Here is a 22,120-nt window from a genome sequence, read left to right on the forward strand (position 1 = left end):
TCCAATAGTTCTATTATACACATTTTCAACTTATTTTATAGAATCTAAAGATGAGATGCTAATAATTTCTTCCTATTGTATATAGCTATTTTATACATTTAAAATCTGTTAAATATTAACCCCATGTTATATAATTGTTAATATTTTCTATATATTTGCTTAAATTACCATTTTGCAAGCTTACTTCTAGATTAATAGTGGTATGGTATAGATATACAACAATCTTATTTTAATATGTATTAATTTCCAATACAGTATGTAGCATTTCTTATCTGATTGTAAAATGATATAATCATTATTAATTCTGTTTTTTCTTTCACACGTTAAAAAAATACGTTAAACTTAACATGAGCTAAATATAATCTATTGGAGGGTGGCTTTTAATGGTTACTCAAAATAAAAAAATACTGATAATTACTGGATCTTTTGGTAATGGGCATTTACAAGTTACTCAGAGTGTAGTGAACCAATTCAAAGAAATGAATCTAGACAATTTAACAGTTATCGAACACGATTTATTTTTAGAAGCACACCCTATCCTCACTTCTATTTGTAAAAAATGGTACATTAACAGCTTTAAATACTTTAGAAATATGTATAAAGCTTTTTATTATAGCCAACCAGATCAATTAGATAAATGTTTCTATAAATATTACGGATTAAATAAATTAATGAATTTACTTTTGAAAGAAAAGCCAGACCTTATCTTACTCACATTCCCTACACCAGTCATGTCTGTATTAACTGAGCAATTTGATATGAATATACCAATCGCTACTGTCATGACTGACTATCGTATGCAAAAGAATTGGATTACACCTTTCTCTCAACGATACTATCTTGCTACAGAGGAACTGAAAGATGAGTTTGCAAGTATTGGCATTCCTAAAGATAAATTGAAGGTTACAGGTATTCCTATATCTGATAAATTCGAAACAGACATTGATAAAACAGCATGGCTAAGTCAAAATCACTTAGACCCTGACAAACCGACAATTCTAATGTCTGCGGGTGCTTTTGGTGTTTCTAAAGGTTTTGGTCAAATGATTCAAGAAATTTTAAATCGCAGTCCGCATGCACAAGTTGTCATGATATGTGGTAAAAATAAAGATTTAAAACGTTCATTAACATCGCAATTTAAAGATTTTAACAACGTCTTGATTTTAGGTTATACCAAACATATGAATGAATGGATGGCTTCGAGTCAGTTGATGATTACTAAACCAGGTGGCATCACGATCTCAGAAGCATTAACGCGACAAATCCCTATGATTTTCTTAGATCCTGCGCCAGGTCAAGAACTTGAGAATGCAGTTTACTTTGAAGAAAAAGGCTATGGTCGTATTGCTAATACACCTGAAGCTGCTATTGAGCAAGTCGCTGCTCTAACGAATGCACCGACCAAATTAGCTTCGATGTCAGAATCTATGGACGCGTCAAGAATTCCATATTCAACTTATAAATTATGTAAAGATTTATTAAACTTACTTAATCATTCATCTCATTATGAAGAAGTATATGGAAAGGTTCCTTTATATGCAAAGCTCTTCGTTAAATAATTACAACTCAAATAAAAATTTCATAATCATGCTCATCATCTTATTCTTGATGGAATTCGCTCGCGGTATGTACATACTCAGTTATTTAGCGCTACTTCCAACAGCAACATCTATCGCGGTAGGTATTACATCTATCGCTATTTCTATACATTTTATTGCTGATGCAACTACCAATTTTGTGATTGGCTTTTTACTTAAGCGTTTAGGTACTAAATTAGTGCTAACACTAGGTTTCTTACTTGCCTTTGCAAGTTTATTTTTAGTCATTTGGTTCCCTACATCGCCCTTTGTTTTAATAGCCAGTGCCATTTTACTTGGTATCGCTGTGAGTCCAATTTGGGTGATTATGTTAGCAAGTGTAGATGAGAATAATCGTGGTAAGCAAATGGGATATGTATATTTCTCTTGGCTGTTAGGCCTGCTAGTCGGTATGGTTGGTATGAATGTCATTTTTAAATTCCATCCAACTCAATTTGCATTTTTAATGTCACTCGTTGTATTAATCGCTTGGATATTATACTACTTCGTGAAAGTAAGATTGACGAATTACAATACACGCCCAGTCAAACAACAATTAGGGCAAATAGTCGATGTGACTAAACGTCACATGATATTATTCCCTGGTATATTATTACAAGGTGCTTCAATCACTGCATTGGTACCCATATTACCTACATACGCTACTAAAGTTGTTGGTGTCTCCACATTAGAATATACTATGGCAATTGTGTTCGGCGGGATCGGTTGTGCTATTTCAATGCTCTTCTTATCTAAAATAATAGATAAACATGGCACCTTATTTATGTACTGGGTTATTTTTGGTGGCTTTGTCTTATACACGCTGATGATATTTGCACTTTCACTTATTACAAATATTACAATCGTTTGGGTGCTAGCAGTATTTATAGGTCTTATGTACGGTATTTTACTGCCAGCGTGGAATACGTTTATGGCAAGTCATATCCATTCAGATGAACAAGAAGAAACTTGGGGGGTATTCAATAGTGTACAAGGTTTCGGTTCAATGATCGGTCCCCTTGTAGGTGGACTCATTACTGAATTCACCAAATCAGTTAACAATACTTTTTATTTCTCAGCACTTGTATTCTTATTCTTAGCCATCTTTTATGGTATTTATTTTGTAAAAGTGAACAATAAAACTAAAACTTCTTAACTAAATAATATAAAAAAGCGCCACTCGCATATTAGAAAATTTATTTCTAGTATTGCGAGTGGCGCTTTTATTCATTCCAAGTTTTTATCGTATGTTATGACTCATATTTTATAGTTTAATCTTAAGCTAAGTTATAGTTCTCAAGTACTTTCCATTTTTCTTCTTTTTCATCATAATAAACTAGAGAAAGTTGCTCAATTGTTTCTTTGTAATCAATTCCCGCTAACTTTAATTGACCATAAATATCTTCAAATTCTTGACTAGTCAAGCCTTGAGCAATAGTAAAGTGAGGCACGAATGTATGATCTGCTACACCATAAAAATCACCATTGTTAAATTGATTAAATAGTCTTTCTAAAGTTTCAGTTTTTTCAACTTTAAAATAAATAACATTAGTGATTGGCGCAAAATTTGATGCTTTTGTCGCATGTATATCAATCGTTGGAATGCCTTCGATTTTAGATTTAATTGTCTCTTTAACAGATTCTAAATCACCATCGTTTATTTTAAATTGCCCCTTAATCGTAATGTGCGGCATAATTGTCGCATAATGTGCATCATAACGCTTACGATATGCGTTCACTTCATCTTGAAATGCTTTTGACGGAATTAATGCTAATCCTAAAATCATTTAAATTCCTCCTTTGTTTAACATATTTTCATTATAGCAAATTTCTGAAAAATTCGTTACTCTAAAGTCATCTTAGTTCAGATTATTAAAAAGAAATATTATCTGATAAAAAATATTTTAACAGATCTCCTAATAATGGTTTCCATGACTTCCACATATGGCCACCTTCAAATTCTAAATAATGGTATGTGAAATCATTTTTTTCAATGACTTGATTTAATTTTCGATTAGGTGTTAAAAAGTCTGCAGATTTGCCTGTTGTTGGCAATTTAAAGTCTTCTTCCTCTAATCCTACAGCATGCCAAATGGATAATTGTTCTTTAAACTGACAACGTTCAATTAACATTTCAATCGCTTCATCATGTTGTGGACTTAATAAACCAACTTGACTGAAGATACGCGGATAAGATAACGCCGTAATTAACGCAGCACTACCCGCTAAACTATCACCTAATAAAATGCGTGCGTTACCTACTTTAAATGTAGGAAATGTTTGATCAATATATGGCAATATTTCATTGGCCATTGCTTTTACAGTTAAATGTGTACGTGCACCCTGTGGATGAAATTCTGCGCGCCGTTTATCAACATCTTCATAGTGAAATCCAACAAATATAGCTCTTTCTACCTCATTGGCCTCTCGTAACTGCTCATAAGTTCGATGAATTCTACCAAAACTGAAAAAATCAGCACCATCAAAACAAAATATGATTTTATATTTAAATAATTCGGTAAAATCTTTTGGTAAATAAATAGATAGTGTGACATCTCTATCTAATATTTTACTAGGAAAATTAATTTTAGTGATACATCCTGGTTTAAAATCATACATAAATAATGCGCCCCCTCGTAGTCTTAATGACATTGTACCAAGAGACGCATTATTTTAAAATGTTGAAATCTTATTATTTATGGTGTAAATACCTCTATGACTCATCTATTTTTTGTTTGGCCAACCGTTGTGGATAGTCTTTTAGCCAAAAGACGGCATTTGGTACTTTTTTGGGGTCTGGTTTGTAAATTGCTTTTTTACCAGAACCTAGTTGTTTTTTCTGTAATTCATAATCTTTCAATGCTTGAATAGCTGGTTTGTGCAATATCCAAATAGCTATGATATTCAACCAAGCCATCATACCAACTCCCAAATCACCCATCATCCAAGCGATATCCGCCGTCTTCACTGCACCATATACTGTGGCAGCAATTAATACGACTCTCGTGACATTAATCCAGAAGAATGTTGTCCTTCCTGTTCCCTTCCGAGTCAAATAAGTAATATTGGTTTCTGCAATATAGTAATACGCTAATATCGTTGTAAATGCAAAGAAGAATAACGCAAATGCAATAAAGTATGAGCCAATGCCTGAAAATGCAGGATCAAAATGATAACTACCACCTTGAAGGGCCTTATCAATACCAGCTTGTGCATACATCGCTGTACCCGAATAATCTTTATCACCATTTGACATTTCTACAAAAATGCCATTATCTTTAATCATACTTGGTTTACCACTTGAGGTTGTCCCTCCATCTGTCACATTATATGTACCTGAAAGTAATATAATTAAAGCCGTTGCCGAACATACAAACAATGTATCTACATAGACAGAAAACGCTTGAACTAACCCTTGCTTAGCTGGGTGTGACACCTCTGCTGCTGAAGCTGCATGTGGTCCAGTTCCTTGTCCAGCCTCATTAGAATACAATCCACGTTTAACACCGATTTCAATCATGGCACCTAAGATACCACCAAAAGCCGCTTGCATACCAAAAGCAGATTTGAAAATAAGTGCAATCAATCCTGGAACTTGTTCAATATTCAAGAATATAATGATAACAGCCATTATAATATATGCAATTGCCATAAATGGAACAATAGCGGTTGCTGCATTCGCTATCCATTTAATACCTCCAAAAATAATTAAGGCTAAAAGCACCGCTAAAAATATTGCAATAATCCATGGTTCCAATCTAAATGCATTTTTCATAGAGCTGGCAATCGCATTAGACTGAACACCTGGTAATAGGAGTCCTACAGAAATGACTGTGACAATAGCAAAAATTAAGCCATAGACTTTTCCTAATTTGCCCTTAATCCCATATTCAATATAGAATGCTGGTCCACCACGGTATTGTCCCTTTTCTTCTCGCTTATATATTTGACCTAGTGTTGATTCTATAAATGCACTACTTGCCCCTAAGAAAGCCGTTGCCCACATCCAAAATACAGCACCTGGTCCACCAATAAAGATTGCAGTTGATACACCCACTATGTTACCAGTACCGACACGGCCAGCGAGTGACAGTGCAATGGCTTGGAAACTCGATATCCCCGTGGGTGATTTTTCCCCTTGAAACATTAATCTGATCATCTCTTTAAAATGCCTAACTTGGAAAAAGCGCATCATTAATGAAAAAAGTACACCTGTAATCAGTAACCCATAAACTAACGGTTTGCTCCAAACAATATCATAAAACCAAGTAAGTAACCCCTCTAACATAATGTATCCCCCTTGTAGTACCATTATGTAAAATGATATATTTTTTATCATTATACACTTATAAAATATTCCGTGCAACGTATTTCATAAGTAATCATTTTCACAATTTATATATTTCAAGTTATAATTAATATAAAATATTTACAATGACTTTATATCAAAGGAAAATAATTTCACACTATTTAATATGACGTCATGCGTATATCGTTTTTAGATTTCTTTATTTGTCACAATATACTCTATTGGCTTCAATAATTTTAATTTCATCTTTTGTTATGTCTTCATTTAAGATATACTGAATTGTACTTAAATAATGAATTTTAGGAGGAACCGTTCTATGCTAAATAAGGTTTGGTTTAGAACAGGTATTGCACTATTAATCCTGTTTTTACTAATCAAATTAGTAATGGAAGTCCATAGTGTGTTCACGCCATTTATTATTATTTTACAATCGGTGTTGTTACCACTATTATTAAGTGGCTTCTTATTCTATATTTGCTTACCTTTTCAAAAAATACTTGAAAAAAATAAAATCCCTCGTTGGGGAAGTATCACTTTAATTTTCATTGGCTTAATTATCATCATTGGTGTTGTCATTGGTTATATTGGACCACTGATTGCCGAGCAAATTGAAAATTTAATTAATCAAATTCCAGCATTACAGCACGAAGTTCAACACATCATTAACTTTTCATTAGACCAAATGGAAAGACTACCTAATGATGTCACAGATAGAATTAATAAAATGGTTCAATCTATGAGTGATAGTACTGCAAATGTTTTATCTAACTCATTAAGTTACTTGACTTCATTTATTTCAACTTTATTCTTACTCATCATGGTGCCATTCTTCTTAATCTATATGTTAAAAGATCACGAACGTTTTATTCCATTTATCGCTAAATTATTTAAAGGCGAAAGAAAAGTATTTATTGTTGATTTATTAAAAGATTTAAATGATACTTTAAAATCTTATATTCAAGGTCAAGTGACAGTAAGTATTATCTTAGGTATCATTTTATATATAGGCTATTCTATTGTAGGTTTAAATTACACATTATTACTTGTTATGTTTGCATGTGTTGCCAATATGATACCGTTCTTAGGTCCTTGGATGGCATTTGCACCAGCAGGTATTATTGGTATTATCCAAAGTCCTACAATTTTCATTTGGGTATGTATCATTACACTAATTGCTCAACAATTAGAAGGTAATGTCATCACACCAAACGTTATGGGTAAATCATTAAATATTCACCCACTAACGATTATTGTTGTTATTCTTGCTGCTGGTAATTTAGGTGGTTTCGTACTCATCCTAGTTGCCGTTCCATTATATGCAGTCATTAAAACAATTGTTCGTAATGTATTCCATTATCGAGAAAAGATTATGGAAAAAGCGAATAGTGATGTAAAAGAATAATCATTCAAAAATAAGTGGGAAGATGAACTCATGGTTATATAAAATGACCTCATCTTCCTTTTTTGAAAATAAAGTTTGAGACCGAGACAACAATCTATGTCTCGGTCTCATTTATATAAAAATACGCATGACCATCGTTGAATTGTAACGATGGTCATGCGTATTTTGTGTTTCTTTATTTAACGATATGGTAACCACTATCTACATGGATATTTTCACCCGTTACACCACTTGAAAAATCACTTAACAAGTATGCCGCTGTCTTACCTACTTCTTCTTGATCAATGTTACGTTTTAGAGGCGCACGTTCTGCAATCTCTTTTAAGATAGTGTTAAGGCCGCCAACACCTTTCGCACTTAATGTACGGATAGGACCAGCTGATATCGCATTAACACGAATGTTATCTTCACCTAAGTCTAAAGCTAAATAACGTACATTTGCTTCTAAACTTGCTTTAGCAACACCCATCACATTGTAGTTTTGTACTGCAAATTCTCCGCCTAGATATGTTGTAGCTACAATGCTACCACCCTCAGGCATTAATTTTTTTGCTTCACGCGCTACAAGTGTTAAAGAATAAGAACTAATATCTTGCGCTAATAAGAAACCATCACGTGATGTATCACTAAAGCGACCACGTAAATCTTCCATATTTGCAAAAGCAATTGAGTGGTATACGCCATCAATATGTCCGATATCTTCATCAATTTTAGCAAAACCATTAATGACATCTTCATCTTGTTGAACATCAATTTGATACATATGATGTTCTGATTGGTTTAATTGTTCAACTAATTTTTCTAATTCATTTTTACTGCGATCCTTACGGTATGTAAATACTAATTTTGCACCAAGTTGGTCCAATACTTTAGCTACACCAAAACCGATACTACGTTTGTTCGCAATACCCATAATGACGAATGTTTTATTCTCTAAATTTAACATGAATATAACTCCTTTATTTAAATTTCCATTTTAATTGGTTCGAGTAGTTATGAAGCTACGAACGATCACTTTGCTCTATGCCAATATAACCATTCCCTATTTTAACATTGGTTTGATTGAATAAACAATTTATTTTACTATACTCATAAATTTAATACGTTTTCACTTCCAAATTTGTCAATATAACGCTCTTTCGTACAAAAGAAAACATAAAAATAAAGCAAACGACATTGCATACCATGCAATGTCCTTCACTCTATTTTTCACTAACTTAATAATAGAATTCTAATTCGCGTTTTAATTCGTCTACATATTCTTTTGAACCAGTAACGATTACTCTATCTCTGTAACGTAATTGTGTATCACCATGTGGCACGATAGATTCATTATTTCTAATAATTCGTACAAAGATAATATCTCCACCAAATGGGAAATTACGTAATTGGATTTGATCATATTGATGATTTAACATCGCAATTTCATATAATGATGTTTCAACATTACTTAAAAGATTAAGCATATTTGGTGTTTCAATAAGACCTTTTAACAAAATTTTGTTACTCATATAACTACTGAAGATTTCAATACCCGCTTTTTGTAACGTTTCATCTGACGAACTAGACTCCAATCGACAGATAACACGTTTCACACCATGCGCCTTAGCCATCAATGCTACTTTACGGTTAATTTCATCATCATTTGTAGAACATACTACGATATTTCTTTCGAATAGTCCTAGACGTTCTAACAACTCTTCTTCGTAATCCGAAATTTCAATCATTGAAATGGCATCAGACAATTTACGTTTATCACTTAAATCATTTCTATAATAAAGCGATACTTGATAAAGTTGTGATGATAAATTTTGGGCAATTGGAATCGTTAATTGATTTTTCCCAATCAAACTAACTTCAATTTGTCTAGTGGCCTCATCAGGCATAGGAAACATTTTTTTAAATACAATAGGTACAAATACACATGTAATCACTGCACTTAATATCAAAATACCTGAAATTTCTGGTGAAATTGTACCTAATTGTTCTGCTATTTTTGCAGAAGCAATAACTAACGATAAAGTTGATGTTAGTAAAAATGCGGAAGAAATCGTTGTTTTCATATCAAACCATTTTCGTATGTAAAACAATGGAATTAATTTAGAAATTAAAAATGCCAAAATTAAAAATGGAATAATTAATAATAATGCTGGTTCTTTAATGAGTTGTGGAATATTCAAATCTACGCCGACCATTATGAAAAAGATTGGAATAAAAAAGCCATAGCCAAAAGAGTCTAGCTTTTCAACCATATCTTCATCTGGACCAAGTAATGAGACAACCACACCTGCTAAAAATGCACCTAAAATATTTTCTGCCCCAACCCCTTCAGCTAAAGCAACTAACAAAATAATCAGGGCAAATACTGCACGTATACCGATTTGAGTCGTACCATCCATTAATTTCTGTAAAAATTGTGCTTTTTTGAAAATGCCGCCTAACAAATAGAAAATAATGGTAAAGACGACTAAACTACCAATTAGCCATAACGATGTATTACCCGAAGCATGTAATGTACCATAAGCTGTTAATAGAATCATTGTAACTAAGTCTGCAAGTACAGCTACTAATAAGATAAACTGACCTATCGTCGTACGCATAATATTCATTTCTTTAAGTGTCGGCACGACTACGCCTAATGAGATCGTAGAAATAATAATAACCATTAGTAAGACATCATCAATAAGTCCAAACCACTTAAACATATATGCGAAAATAATAGAAATAATCATAATAAACATGAAAACAACAACTGCTAATTGTAAATGGCCAGGTTCTTGTTTCTTCAATTTTTGTTCTTTATTCGCTGAACTTTTATCTCTTTTAAAAGCTTTAAAATCTATTTCCAAACCACTTAAGAACATCAAGAAAATAAATCCTAAAGTTGATAATATATTGAGCATTGCATCTCGTTCTACTAAATTTAAAAATGAGTGCCCAATGACAATGCCCATTAAAATTTCAGCTACCACTATAGGTAAAAATGTGATTCTGAGTCGATTGACTAATATTGGTGTAAAAAATGCCGCTAACACTACGACAACAAGCGATAAAAATTCCATATAACCCCCTTAAGTTAAATAAGACATAAATGATGTAGCTAATCCAAAATAAATTAGCATACTGACAATATCATTGATTGTTGTGATAAATGGTCCGCTAGCAACCGCTGGATCAATTTTCAATTTATTCATTACTAAGGGAATCATGGATCCCACTAAAGTACCTACCGTCATTGCAATCGTCAAACTTCCACCAACAATGATAGCTAGTATTGCTTGTCCGTACAGCACCATTATAATAATAAATAGTAACAAAGCACATACAAGACCACTTAAAAATCCACTACCCGCTTCTCTTAAAGCGACTTTAAATTTACTTTGTTCATATATTTCACCAGTAGAAATATTACGTACGGATACGGCGAGTGATTGTGTCCCAGAGTTCCCGGACATCCCGCTGATAATAGGAATAAATGCTGCTAATAATGCTACTTTTGATAAAGTATCTTCAAATGAACCTAATATTGTTGCTGTAATCATCCCTAAAAATGTTAAAATAATTAACCATGGCAATCTCTTTTTAGCTGTCGTAAACACTGAATCATTTGTTGCATCTACGTCTGATACACCAGCCAAACGAGAGTAGTCTTCACTGGCTTCTTCGTCCATAACATCCAAGATATCATCGATTGTTATAATACCTAGCAAATGATCTTGATAATCGACAACTGGCATTGCAATAAAATCATAGTCTCTCATCTTTTGAGCTACATCTTCTTGGTCATCTGCAGCATTTGCACTAATGACACGTTCACTCATTATGTCTTCTATGTATGCATCATTTTCAGCAATAATTAAATCTCTAAGAGAGAGTACCCCAGCCAATTGTTTGTTATCATTAACTGCAAAAATAACATAAATTGTCTCAGCGTCTGGCGCTTGTTCTTTGACATGCATGAGCGCTTCTTTTACTGGCATGGTTGCCTTTAAAGAAATATATTCAGTTGTCATAATACCGCCGGCAGTATCTTCATCATAATGTAATAATGCTTTTATTTCTTTTGCATCTTCTCTATTCATTAACGTGAGGAGACTAACTATTTTTTGCTTAGATAGCTGGTTCATAATGTCAACTGCATTATCGTAAGACATTTCTTCTAGTACCTTGCTTGCATAATTAGCATTCATCGCATCAAAAAGTGATTCGTATTCATCTTCATCAATTTCTAATTGTTCAAAGAAATCCGCTACTTCTTCTGGCGATAGTACTTCATACATACGTTGGCGTATATCTTCATTGCTATCCTCAAAGTATTCACTTTGTTCATATGTATGCATGGATAAGAATTCATCTCTAAATTCATCTATATGATTATTTAACAACAAATTGTCTAATAATGTTTGGTCATAAACTTGTTCATCCTCTAAAACGATTGAATCTTTCTCATTAGCCATTCGTACACCTCCATGTATGTTTAAAATTATATCATATTAAATAGCGTTTCTATTGCATCATATTTATCATTAATTACAATATTTTGATTTTTTATAGGATGTATGAATGCCACCTGGGTACATCTCAATAGTTGATGATGATAGCTTTCATGCTTGCCACCATAAAGCGCATCGCCTACGATAGAATGACCGATATGCTGAAAGTGCACACGTATTTGATGTGTTCTTCCAGTTAGTAATGTTACTTCACACATACTAAATCCTTCCTTATATTCCACTCGCTTAAACCGTGTTTGCGCTGTTTTTCCAGCTGCATCGACACGACGTTGAATAATACTTTCTGGGTGTCTTGCAATGGGCGCATCTATCACGCCTTCTTTTTCAGTCTTACCATAACAGATACAAAGATATTTTTTATCTATATTAAGGTTAGACATTAAATGATGAATAAACCCATGTTTAGCCAATATAACAATTCCAGAGGTATTACGATCTAGTCGTGTCACTATATGGGGATTGATGCCAGGCTGTTTTTCATTTAAATAGCCTAATACTTGTTCTACTATACTATAATGCAAATGGTCTCTTGAAGGTGCGCAGTTCTGATACGGTGGTTTTGATACAACAATTAAATAGTCATCTTCGAATAAAATATTTAATGGTTGTTGATAAGGTTTAAGATTTGTACTTGGGATTTCTTTACCAAGGTATACTTCCAAAATATCACCAATAGCCAATTGTTTTCTAACCGTAACAGTTTGACCATTAACTACTAAAGCGCCATTATGTTTAATGGCGCTTATCGTTCGCTTAGAGAAATGATGTCGTTGTAAAAAAGAACGTAACATTTCTGAAGCAGTAATATTAAAAGTAAACTTCATTATTCATCGTCTCCACTGGAAATAAATGAATCATGAACTCTTTTCCAAAAAGGAAATGGTCTAAATCGAGCAAATCGTATCTTCTCATTGGCTACTCTATATTGTATTGCATTCACATTCTTATGTTTAATACTCACATGATCAATGGTAGTTAAAATTGTGTCCTGATTAACTGGTGTTATCAAACACGTATGATGTTTAGGTAAGACTAAGGGAGAACCTACCGTTCTAAAGACTCTATTATTAATCGATGCGATTTCTGCAATTTGCATTGCTTCTAATGAAGGATGTATCAATGCCCCACCTAACGCTTTGTTATAAGCAGTTGAACCTGATGGTGTGGATATACACAAACCATCACCTCTAAAACGCTCAAACTGGTTACCCCTTATATTTACATCCACAACAAGCGTAGAACCATTTTCCGTTTTCATAGTAGCCTCATTTAAAGCTAAATGGCGAGTTTCATAACCATTATCATTATAACGAACGATGATTTCTAATAAGGGATACTCAATGACTTGAAATTCGGAATTATTAATTTCAATAATTAACTTTTCCACTTCATGTGGTAGCCAATCAGCATAAAAACCTAAATGTCCTGTATGAATCCCAACAAATGCACAACGAGAAAGCATGTAACTATACTGGTGAAACGCTTGTAACAATGTGCCATCTCCCCCTACAGAAATGACAATCTCTGGATTATCTGGGTCTTCAACCATTTGAAAATCTTTCATATGGTTAATCATCTTATGTTTTAAAGCATTTGATTTTGAATCACCTTTAGATAATATCGTGTAACGCATCGTAACATCCCCTAGTCATTATTATGCTTTTTCGCACGCTTTTTAGAATAATATTTCTGTGCTTCTTGAATTTCTTCTTTTATTTCAGACATTTCTTCGTCTAATAAGAAAGCTGCTTCTGCCGCTCGCTCTAAACGATGTTGAATCTCAGGTGGATAGTCTCCATCATATTTATATCTCAGTGTATGTTCTATCGTTGCCCAAAAATTCATCGCTAACGTTCTGATTTGAATTTCTGCTAAAATGCTCTTTTCTCCATTAAGTGTTTCTATAGGATATTCAATAATCACATGGAATGAACGATAACCACTTTGTTTCGTATTACTAATATAATCTCTTTCTTCGACAACTTTAAAGTCTTTACGTTGTCTCAATAAATTAACCACGATATCTATATCATCAACAAATTGACACATTAAACGTAAACCAGCGATATCGTACATTTCTTCATGTAAACGATCAAATGATATTTGGCGCTTATTTGCCTTATCAATAATACTCGTCATTGGTTTCACACGGCCCGTTACAAATTCTATAGGAGAAGCATTATCTTCTACTTCATATTGTTTTCTAAGCCCTTTTAATTTAATCTTCAGTTCGTCGACTGCTTGCTTATATGGAGATAAAAACTGACCCCACTGATTCATTGTGCTTCACTCCGCTTCAATCTAATTCGAAAGTATTTTCAACAACGGACACAAACTCCTTACCATAATTTGAATTACCTTGTATGTTATCCAATATATAGTTAAATTCATTTTCGAATTGTTTTAATTCTAGTTCATCATTAATAATCAATTTCTTGCCTTTATTTTCATATAACATAGACCAAGTTTCTTGGACAAATATTAAATAAGAATATGATTGTCCATCGTCTAAAATATATGCAAAACTATAATTATCGCTATCAACAAGCATTTGTCCTGCTTCTTGTAAGCCTTCTGTAGATTGCTCTGTATAACAATTTATACTGTCTTCTGTAACTTTAATTTCATTTACATAAATACGCATGCTTGTTCCTCCTTATTCCTCATCATTTTAACATAATTCTATCGTACATAACACGTCACAACTTACATGTTTTACCAACATATATACATAACTTTTACTTAATTCAAATTTTACAAATGCAGTTCAATTTAAAATAAGGAAAAAGTGATTTAAAATAAGTTATTATATGTAAAAAAGGAGTGTATGCATGGCTACGAATAATGAAATTGAATTTAAACAATTATTAACCCAATCACAATACCAATCCATTTATAAAACCTATTTTCAGGATGTCGGTACCTTTAGTCAAACCAACTACTATATTGATACACCACAATTTGACTTGAAGGCACACCAGTCAGCCTTAAGAATTCGTGTGAAAGATGATTATAATGAGATGACTTTAAAAATACCTGCTGAAGTTGGTCTGATGGAATATAATTTTGAAACTCGGGTCGTGCCTGAATTAAACAAATCAATCACGACACAAATGTTGCCTGCTGAAATCATAGAACAACTTGAAAAAATGGACTTTGACTTAAATCAATTAGTTATTCTTGGCGCATTAACGACAGAACGACTCGAAAAAGAAGTTAATGGGAATTTACTTGTATTAGATAAAAGTCGCTATCTTGATTTCGAAGATTTTGAACTAGAATTTGAAGTTGATGATTACGATGAAGGGTTCAAACAATTTAAAAATATTCTTGAACAATTTAATATGCAACATGAAATACCAGATAATAAAGTCCAAAGATTTTTTAAACGTAAATCAAATTTATTTGGCAATTAATCAAGCACAATAGCAAGAAGTCGAATTACTTCCAAATGTAAAAATTCATGTTATATTAGTAATATATTAACAGGATACGGTGATATTATGACTCAAACACCTTATGAAATCATTGGACATGACGCCTTATACAAGATGATTGATCATTTTTATTATTTAGTTAAACGCGACGATAGAATTAACCATTTGTTTCCTGGGGATTTTGAAGAAACGAGTAGAAAACAAAAGCAATTCTTGACGCAATTTTTAGGTGGTCCAAACCTTTATACACAGGAACATGGTCACCCAATGCTAAAAAAACGGCATATGGATTTCATAATCACAAATCACGAACGAGATGCGTGGCTTGAAAATATGGCACATGCAATCGCGCATGCACAATTTCCAGCTGGTGTTGGTGATTACTTATATGAACGATTACGTTTAACGGCAAATCACATGGTTAATTCCGAAAATTAATTGTAGGTGGAATAGACATGACTGAAGAATTAAGATTAATACAACCTAATAGTCGTGAAGATGCAAATCTTTCACCTGTGAGCAAGATAGAAATTTATTCCTTTTTCGATCCATTCAGTAAGGAATGCTTTAAGCTATCGGCTATCCTTTCTAAATTACGTATTGAATATAAGCAATATATTAGTATTAGACATATATTGAACCCTTCATTACGTGTTTTAACAAAATGCCAAGCTCAGAGCACCTCTGATTTAGATAATATCGCATTAGCCTATAAGGCTGCGGAACTTCAAGGACGTATTCGTGCTGAACGATTTATACATCTCGTTCAAAATGAAATTATTCCTAAGCGTGATATTATTACTGAATCAATGGTAAATAGTTGTATCAGTAACGCAGGTTTAGATTACGAAGTATTTAAAGAAGATTTAAATAGTTCTTGCTTAAAAGAAAGTTTACAAGTAGACTTGCATATTGCTCGAGAAATGGAAATTGAGGAAGCGCCCTCTCTCGTATTTTTTAATGAAGATGTTCACGAAGAAGGCTTAAAAGTGGAAGGCTTATATCCTTACCATATATACACATATATTATTAATGAGCTTATTGGTTCAACAATAGAAAAAGAATTACCACCAAGTTTAGAAGACTATATCCAACAACAACAATTGGTTACCAAAGAAGAGCTACTTACGATTTATGAATGGCCGGAAAAACTAATGAATAAAGAACTTAAAAAGCTAGCACTACAGCAAAAAATTGAAAAACTTAAATCACCAGATGGCAAATTCTGGAAAGCAAAAAATTAATCTTTTTAACACGTACGATATAGTATAAATGTATTAATTTCAAAAACATGAAGTTGGGACATACAGTCCCATGTTCAAATAAAGAGGACTAATCACTATGTAAATGGATTAGCCCTCTTTTTTTATATTCATTACACCATTTAGATTGTACTTGCTACTCTAGAGATATAGACCAAGCCATAGTCCTTAACTCATACAATTTCTCTGTATATCAGCACGTGAAGATTTCGTGTAGAAACGATTAATACATACAATTTAAAATGCACTTGATTTTCACGCTATTCATAAATAAGAACTTGAAATTGTCCTGATGACACTATAGTAAAAAGATTACTTAATACATTAGAAAATTATATTAATGTAAACAAAACGTGAATTCTTATATTTTGTCCTTTAATCTTACAAATATTTAGTTATTAAGCTATTCATAGTCAAACTATTTTCCTTTATTACGATGACATCTTTTTAATTGCAGAGATATTTGCACTACTTAGTATGTTCATAAAAAATGGACTAGTGCGCTTTTGCTCACCAGTCCAATTTATGATAGTGCTTTATTATGAATGACTTACTACTTTTTTGTTTTTTGAAAATTACTTTGCAAATACCGCAAAGCGACTTTGAATATGTTCAGGGTTCATTGCCTCATCTACAATTGCTTTAGCAAAATCTGCATAACTTACATGTGTACCTATTACTTCATCATCACTCACTTTATAAGCGCCTGTTTTCTCACCATCAAATTGAAAATCTGGTGCTGGACACACAAAAGTCCATTGCACATCATCACGCTCTTTAATTTCTTCAAATGTTTTGACTTGCGCCATGCTAATAGGTTTTACTTCTTCTGGCATATCAGGAGAATCAATCAATCTTTCTGTATGTGCTTTATCTACGTATAAACTACCTGCGCCACCTATAATAATGAGTCGTTTTTGACTGTCACTAACCAAATTACTAAGATGTTCTAGCGATTGACTGTGCTCATTCAACTTATCTTTATTCATTTGTCCAAATGCATCAACAATGACATCAAAAGGTGCAATATCTTCTTTAGTCAAATCAAACAAATCTTTTTGTATGACTTGATGCGCAACTGTTTTATTCTCACTTCTAACAATTGCTGTAACATCTAGCGATCTTTCTACCGCTTCCTTAGTAATAAGTTGACCGGCTTTCCCATTTGCTGCTACTACTGCAATTTTCATGAAAACACTTCTTTCTTGTATTTATTTTAGATACAAGTTTAGGATAACGCTTTTTCGGAATAAAGTCAATTGAATAGTTATTCATTTAAACGCATTTTGGAAATTTATTTAAAAGAGAGCATAAAAAACGCCGTGTCTGATTACACGGCGCTAAACAAAGGGGATGGGAGAAATTTTTCACTTCAAACAAAGGGGTATGTTTGTTATGTGATTAATTTCATGTTTATAATATAACACGCTAAAATAGACCTTTCAACCATTTGAATTAAATAATTTTAGTTTGTCACAAACTTGTCATATTGTAAACGAATACATTCACATTAAGCTTTCATTAGCTTTTCAAAAGCGTCTAATTTTTGTTCAAAGACTTTACAAGCTTGTTCAATTGGTTCTGGTGTTGTCATATCTACCCCAGCATTTTTCAATATTTCTATAGGATAATTTGAACTACCTTTTTTCAGGAATTCATTAATATAACGATCAACAGCAGGTTGTCCTTCAGTTAATATTTGATGACTTAAACTTTGTGCTGCACTGTATCCGGTTGCATATTGATACACATAATAGTTCATATAGAAATGAGGAATTCTAGACCATTCTTTACTAATATCTTCATCAGTTTCAACTGAATCGCCAAAGTATAATCTGTTTAATTCTGCATACTCTTCGTTCATACGATTAGCTGTTAACGGCTCACCCGCCTCTTCAATTTGGTGAATTTTATGTTCAAATTCTGCAAACATTGTTTGTCTAAATAATGTAGCACGGAAACGTTCTAACTCTTGATTTAGTAACAATAGTCTTCTTTCATCGTCTAAATGCTTATCCATATAGTCACTTAATAAAGCTTCATTACAAGTAGACGCAACTTCAGCAACAAAAATCGTATAATCACTTGAATTAGAAGGCTGATTTTGACGACTAAAATAACTATGCGCTGAATGTCCAAATTCATGCACTAAAGTATATAAATCAGAAACTGTATTCGACCAATTTAAGAGAATAAATGGGTTGGTTAAGTGCGCACCTGAAGAATAACCGCCTGAACGTTTGCCTTTGTTTTCAAACACATCAACCCAGCGATTGTTTAAGCCTTCATGTACTACTTTCATATATTCTTCACCCATTGGTTGCAACGCTTTTACCATCCAGTCTTTTGCTTCCTCATATGGCATTTCAAATTTCACATCTTTAACTAATGGTGTATAAAGATCATACATTTTCATATCATCTAAACCTAATAACTCTTTACGTAATTTGGTATAGCGATGTAACAATGGTAAGTATTCATGGACTGTTTTCACCAAATTATCATATACTGTCTCTGGTATATGGTTATTACTTAACGCCGCTGCTCTTGCCGATTCATAATGATGTGTTCTTGCATTAAATACATTCTTTTTAACTTCTCCAGCCAATGTAGCACTTAGCGTATTATTGTATGCGCCGTATGCTTTGTATAAGTTTTCGAATGCAGATTTACGTAACACGCGATCATCTGATTCTAAACATTTAATAAATGTACCTTGAGTGAGTGAATGCGTATTACCATCCTTATCGACAGCGTCTTCAAACTCTAAATCAGCGTTACTAAACATACCATATACATTATCTGGTGTTGATAATGCATCTTGCGCTTCTGTTAGTAACTTTTCTTTATCTGCAGTTAATACATGAGGACGTTTTTCATTAATTAATTTCAAATCAAATGCATATTGTTTTAAATCATCATTTTCTTCAATGAATGATTGAATTGTTTCTTCATCTATTTGTAAGATTTCAGGTACTAAGAAACTCCAACCTGAACTAAATTTTATAATTAATTGATGTGCACGTGATTCGTATCCTGTATATTTATCATTTGCAGTGTCTTGGTCTTGTTTTAAATGTGCATATACATATACTTTTTCTAATTTTGAACCTAGTTCATCTTCTAATGCTAACGCTTTATATAAAGTTTCAGCATTATCTCCTAAATGTCCTTGAAATTGTTGCTCTTGACCGAGGTTATCCTCAACCTCTTTGAAAGCTTGTTCAAAAGCTTCATCTGATTCAAATATAGTTGTTAAATCCCATGTATATTCAGGATATTTACGTTCTTGTTCTTCTCTTGTTAATTGTTGTGTCATTTTTAGTAAACCTCCTATGTTTTTCAATACTTTAATTTTCTCACGTCCGGCCTAATTTTGCACGTTATTGTATTCCATTTTACTGTAAGAATTTCTGAATTTATTTATAAGCTCATTAACTATGACATCCTTTGTATTTTCTATGTTATAAAAGTGATTAAGCATTATTTTTTCATTAAATTCGTTTAAATTTTGCGGTGTTTTAACAAGTAAATATAATAATTGCAATTGCCAATAAATAGGATGGGATTGAATGTATAATTGTTCTGGATATATGATTCCTAAATACGTACTTACCCAATTATCAGATAGACCTAAATTATACATAACGCTTAAACTTGGTTCTTTAACAGAGCGTGTACATCGACAACGATTTATATATTGCTGAATCGTATTTTTGTTTAATTTGATATCACGCGTAAAATCTTCAGTTTCAATTTGACTAAACACATATTCAAAATCTTTAATCTCCAGTTTAAATTTATGTGCAATATAGCGATTGCCACCAATAAAATTATAAATTTGATACATATATAACTGCTTGTTACTACTGTCCCAAGTGAGCAAGCGTTTAGATTTAAAATCTATAAAAGTTCTTTCGTACTTCGTTAATATTAAAATATGCCTAAGTTTATCGTAATATGGGTTTGGAATAATCCATATTAATCTATAACCAATATGTAACAAACCGTTACTACGTTTTTTCACACTAGAAATTGTGATTTTTGAAAATTGTATTTCTATGGCGATCTTTTTATCAATAATTAAATCAGGATATTGATAAATCCCAGCAATATAAGGCTCGATTTGTACATGATAACCGATACATGACAATTTCAGTGCAAGCTGATATTTAAGTGAGTAATGTGCCTGAGTTTCACCTTTACTACAAAAAATAGAAGCTACTTTTAAATGAGCAAAATGTGGTGTGATTATTTCACCTTTTTTTAAAATCATTTTACTTTTACAATGTGGACATGTATATTCGGCATCTTTAACAGCATGGTTTGCAAAAACTAAATGCTTATGATGGTCATACGCTAACAACACGTTTCTTCACCTCATAATAATTACACCTTATTAATCAATAAATTACTTCTACTACTAGTTAAAATATTGCCTATTTATTTAAAAACGCAATTGCTCTATAAAAAAACCAGCTAAGGGTAATGACCCATAGCTGGTTTCAACATCTTATAATGCATTTGTTATCTAACGTGCTTTTATAAATTAAATACGTCAATTTTGACTTGTATTTTATGCTTCTGTGTTTGGGAAATAACGACGTACTTGTGATGCAACATTATGACTCATGATAATTTTGGCATAGTCGTTTAAATACACTTCTGATTTATCAGTAGGATATGCGAACTCAAGTAATTGACTATAACTATCATTAATTGTTTCTTGATCTACTGTTTCATCATAATGGACAGCATAATAATATACATTGTTAAGACTATATAATAAATCTTCGAACTCATCTGTCACTTGATTATTATAGTGTGCATATTCAATAACTTCTTCTAAATCATTGAATTTAACAATCACAGTACGTGTATTTTGACGATTGCGCTCATTTTGATCTTGATTTTGCTTGTTATCTTTTTGTTGTTGACGTTGATCAAATAAATCTTCTAAACTATCATCTTGATCAAATGTTTGTGACAATAAATCATTTACCTGATAATCAAGTTGTTCATTGTCTTCATCTGACATATTAATAAGATCTTCATTTTTAGATTTAGATATCGTAACTTCAACGCCTTTTTCAAACGCATGCACTTGTATCCATAATGGGCCTTCTACTACAAAGTCTTCTTCTTCATTGATTTCTTCCATCATATTCCAAAAGAATTCTTCTCCACGTTTGCGGTTTGTCCATAAATCTTCTCGTTTAAATCCTCTAGCCTCAATATCACTATAAGTTATAAATAATTTAACAGTTGTATCGTCAACGCGCTCTATTCTCATATCATCTCACTCCTTACAGTCGATGAATAGTAATCATATTGTATTAGAACGTAGTAAGAATTACAATTGATTTGTTTGATTAATTTTTACTAAATCCTATTTGGTCTCTAATATTAACATATACCTTTGAATTAGCCAAAAAAACAGCACTAAACTAAGAAAGTGCTGTTGCAATCATGTCATTACTTATTCACAAATAGCTAGCCACCTCATAACAATAAGATGATATCACCTTATCATTTGACGTGCATACCTAATTGTTTGTTATGTTAAAAATATAACAAAACCACAAAGCAACATGCTTAAATATTGCTTTATGGCTCGTC

The 22,120-nt window shown here is 32.5% G+C and carries 20 protein-coding genes; 6 read left to right on the forward strand and 14 right to left on the reverse strand.

The features are described 5' to 3' along the window. Positions 1–383 precede the first annotated feature (383 nt). Both SSP_RS08885 and ltaA read left to right on the forward strand, forming a co-directional pair. A complete protein-coding gene (locus SSP_RS08885) occupies positions 384–1,559 on the forward strand; it encodes a diglucosyl diacylglycerol synthase (protein ID WP_011303473.1) in 1,176 nt (391 codons plus the stop codon). Then, entirely contained in the window at positions 1,537–2,733 is a 1,197-nt protein-coding gene (gene ltaA / locus SSP_RS08890; RefSeq protein ID WP_011303474.1) for a lipoteichoic acid biosynthesis MFS flippase LtaA, read from the forward strand. Before SSP_RS08885 ends, ltaA begins: the two co-directional genes overlap by 23 nt. Positions 2,734–2,854: 121 nt before the next feature. Here the strand turns inward: ltaA and SSP_RS08895 are convergent, their stop codons facing one another. The 3 genes from SSP_RS08895 to SSP_RS08905 form a co-directional block, all read right to left on the reverse strand. Further along, positions 2,855–3,364, reverse strand: a complete 510-nt coding sequence (locus SSP_RS08895) for a YjcG family protein (protein WP_002483746.1) — start codon at positions 3,362–3,364, stop codon at positions 2,855–2,857. 85 nt (positions 3,365–3,449) lie between these two features. Then, positions 3,450–4,196, reverse strand: a complete 747-nt coding sequence (locus SSP_RS08900) for an esterase family protein (protein ID WP_011303475.1) — start codon at positions 4,194–4,196, stop codon at positions 3,450–3,452. Between the two features lie 94 nt (positions 4,197–4,290). After that, entirely contained in the window at positions 4,291–5,865 is a 1,575-nt protein-coding gene (locus SSP_RS08905; RefSeq protein WP_011303476.1) for an alanine/glycine:cation symporter family protein, read from the reverse strand. A 337-nt stretch (positions 5,866–6,202) separates the two neighbouring features. Between SSP_RS08905 and cozEa the strand changes: the two genes are divergently transcribed. Next, positions 6,203–7,288 (forward strand): lipoteichoic acid biosynthesis protein CozEa, encoded by a 1,086-nt coding sequence (cozEa, locus tag SSP_RS08910; RefSeq protein ID WP_011303477.1) that lies wholly within the window; start codon positions 6,203–6,205, stop codon positions 7,286–7,288. Positions 7,289–7,463: 175 nt separating this feature from the next. Here cozEa and fabI read toward each other — a convergent pair whose 3' ends face one another. The 7 genes from fabI to SSP_RS08945 all read right to left on the reverse strand — a co-directional run bounded on the left by fabI (position 7,464) and on the right by SSP_RS08945 (position 14,446). Then, the gene (gene fabI / locus SSP_RS08915) at positions 7,464–8,234 is read right to left on the reverse strand and encodes an enoyl-ACP reductase FabI (RefSeq protein ID WP_011303478.1); all 771 of its coding nucleotides are present in this window, start codon (positions 8,232–8,234) and stop codon (positions 7,464–7,466) included. 271 nt (positions 8,235–8,505) lie between these two features. Further along, on the reverse strand, positions 8,506–10,350 hold the full coding sequence (locus tag SSP_RS08920; protein ID WP_011303479.1) for a monovalent cation:proton antiporter family protein: 1,845 nt from the start codon (positions 10,348–10,350) through the stop codon (positions 8,506–8,508). A 9-nt stretch (positions 10,351–10,359) separates the two neighbouring features. Continuing rightward, entirely contained in the window at positions 10,360–11,745 is a 1,386-nt protein-coding gene (mgtE, locus tag SSP_RS08925) for a magnesium transporter (protein WP_002483753.1), read from the reverse strand. A gap of 26 nt (positions 11,746–11,771) precedes the next feature. Continuing rightward, on the reverse strand, positions 11,772–12,626 hold the full coding sequence (locus SSP_RS08930; RefSeq protein WP_002483754.1) for an RluA family pseudouridine synthase: 855 nt from the start codon (positions 12,624–12,626) through the stop codon (positions 11,772–11,774). Then, a complete protein-coding gene (locus SSP_RS08935) occupies positions 12,626–13,435 on the reverse strand; it encodes an NAD kinase (RefSeq protein WP_011303480.1) in 810 nt (269 codons plus the stop codon). Before SSP_RS08935 ends, SSP_RS08930 begins: the two co-directional genes overlap by 1 nt. 11 nt (positions 13,436–13,446) lie before the next feature. Next, positions 13,447–14,082 (reverse strand): GTP pyrophosphokinase, encoded by a 636-nt coding sequence (locus SSP_RS08940; protein ID WP_011303481.1) that lies wholly within the window; start codon positions 14,080–14,082, stop codon positions 13,447–13,449. Between the two features lie 16 nt (positions 14,083–14,098). Further along, a complete protein-coding gene (locus SSP_RS08945; protein WP_011303482.1) occupies positions 14,099–14,446 on the reverse strand; it encodes a hypothetical protein in 348 nt (115 codons plus the stop codon). Positions 14,447–14,633: 187 nt separating this feature from the next. Here SSP_RS08945 and SSP_RS08950 point away from each other — a divergent pair, with 187 nt between their 5' ends. The 3 genes from SSP_RS08950 to yjbH all read left to right on the forward strand — a co-directional run bounded on the left by SSP_RS08950 (position 14,634) and on the right by yjbH (position 16,483). Then, positions 14,634–15,218 carry a CYTH domain-containing protein gene (locus SSP_RS08950; protein WP_011303483.1) on the forward strand — a complete coding sequence of 195 codons (585 nt, stop codon included), beginning with the start codon at positions 14,634–14,636 and terminating at the stop codon, positions 15,216–15,218. Between the two features lie 87 nt (positions 15,219–15,305). Then, entirely contained in the window at positions 15,306–15,677 is a 372-nt protein-coding gene (locus tag SSP_RS08955; RefSeq protein ID WP_002483759.1) for a truncated hemoglobin YjbI, read from the forward strand. 17 nt (positions 15,678–15,694) lie between these two features. Further along, positions 15,695–16,483 carry a protease adaptor protein YjbH gene (gene yjbH, locus SSP_RS08960; RefSeq protein ID WP_011303484.1) on the forward strand — a complete coding sequence of 263 codons (789 nt, stop codon included), beginning with the start codon at positions 15,695–15,697 and terminating at the stop codon, positions 16,481–16,483. Positions 16,484–17,076: 593 nt separating this feature from the next. Here yjbH and SSP_RS08965 read toward each other — a convergent pair. The 4 genes from SSP_RS08965 to mecA all read right to left on the reverse strand — a co-directional run bounded on the left by SSP_RS08965 (position 17,077) and on the right by mecA (position 21,794). After that, positions 17,077–17,691, reverse strand: a complete 615-nt coding sequence (locus SSP_RS08965) for an NAD(P)-dependent oxidoreductase (protein ID WP_011303485.1) — start codon at positions 17,689–17,691, stop codon at positions 17,077–17,079. 320 nt (positions 17,692–18,011) lie between these two features. Then, entirely contained in the window at positions 18,012–19,820 is a 1,809-nt protein-coding gene (gene pepF, locus SSP_RS08970; RefSeq protein WP_002483762.1) for an oligoendopeptidase F, read from the reverse strand. Between the two features lie 51 nt (positions 19,821–19,871). Continuing rightward, on the reverse strand, positions 19,872–20,870 hold the full coding sequence (locus tag SSP_RS08975; protein WP_011303486.1) for a competence protein CoiA: 999 nt from the start codon (positions 20,868–20,870) through the stop codon (positions 19,872–19,874). A 207-nt stretch (positions 20,871–21,077) separates the two neighbouring features. Further along, positions 21,078–21,794 (reverse strand): adaptor protein MecA, encoded by a 717-nt coding sequence (mecA, locus tag SSP_RS08980; RefSeq protein ID WP_011303487.1) that lies wholly within the window; start codon positions 21,792–21,794, stop codon positions 21,078–21,080. Between the last annotated feature and the right edge of the window lie 326 nt (positions 21,795–22,120).

The sequence above is a fragment of the Staphylococcus saprophyticus subsp. saprophyticus ATCC 15305 = NCTC 7292 genome (assembly GCF_000010125.1).
GTDB lineage: Bacteria > Bacillota > Bacilli > Staphylococcales > Staphylococcaceae > Staphylococcus > Staphylococcus saprophyticus.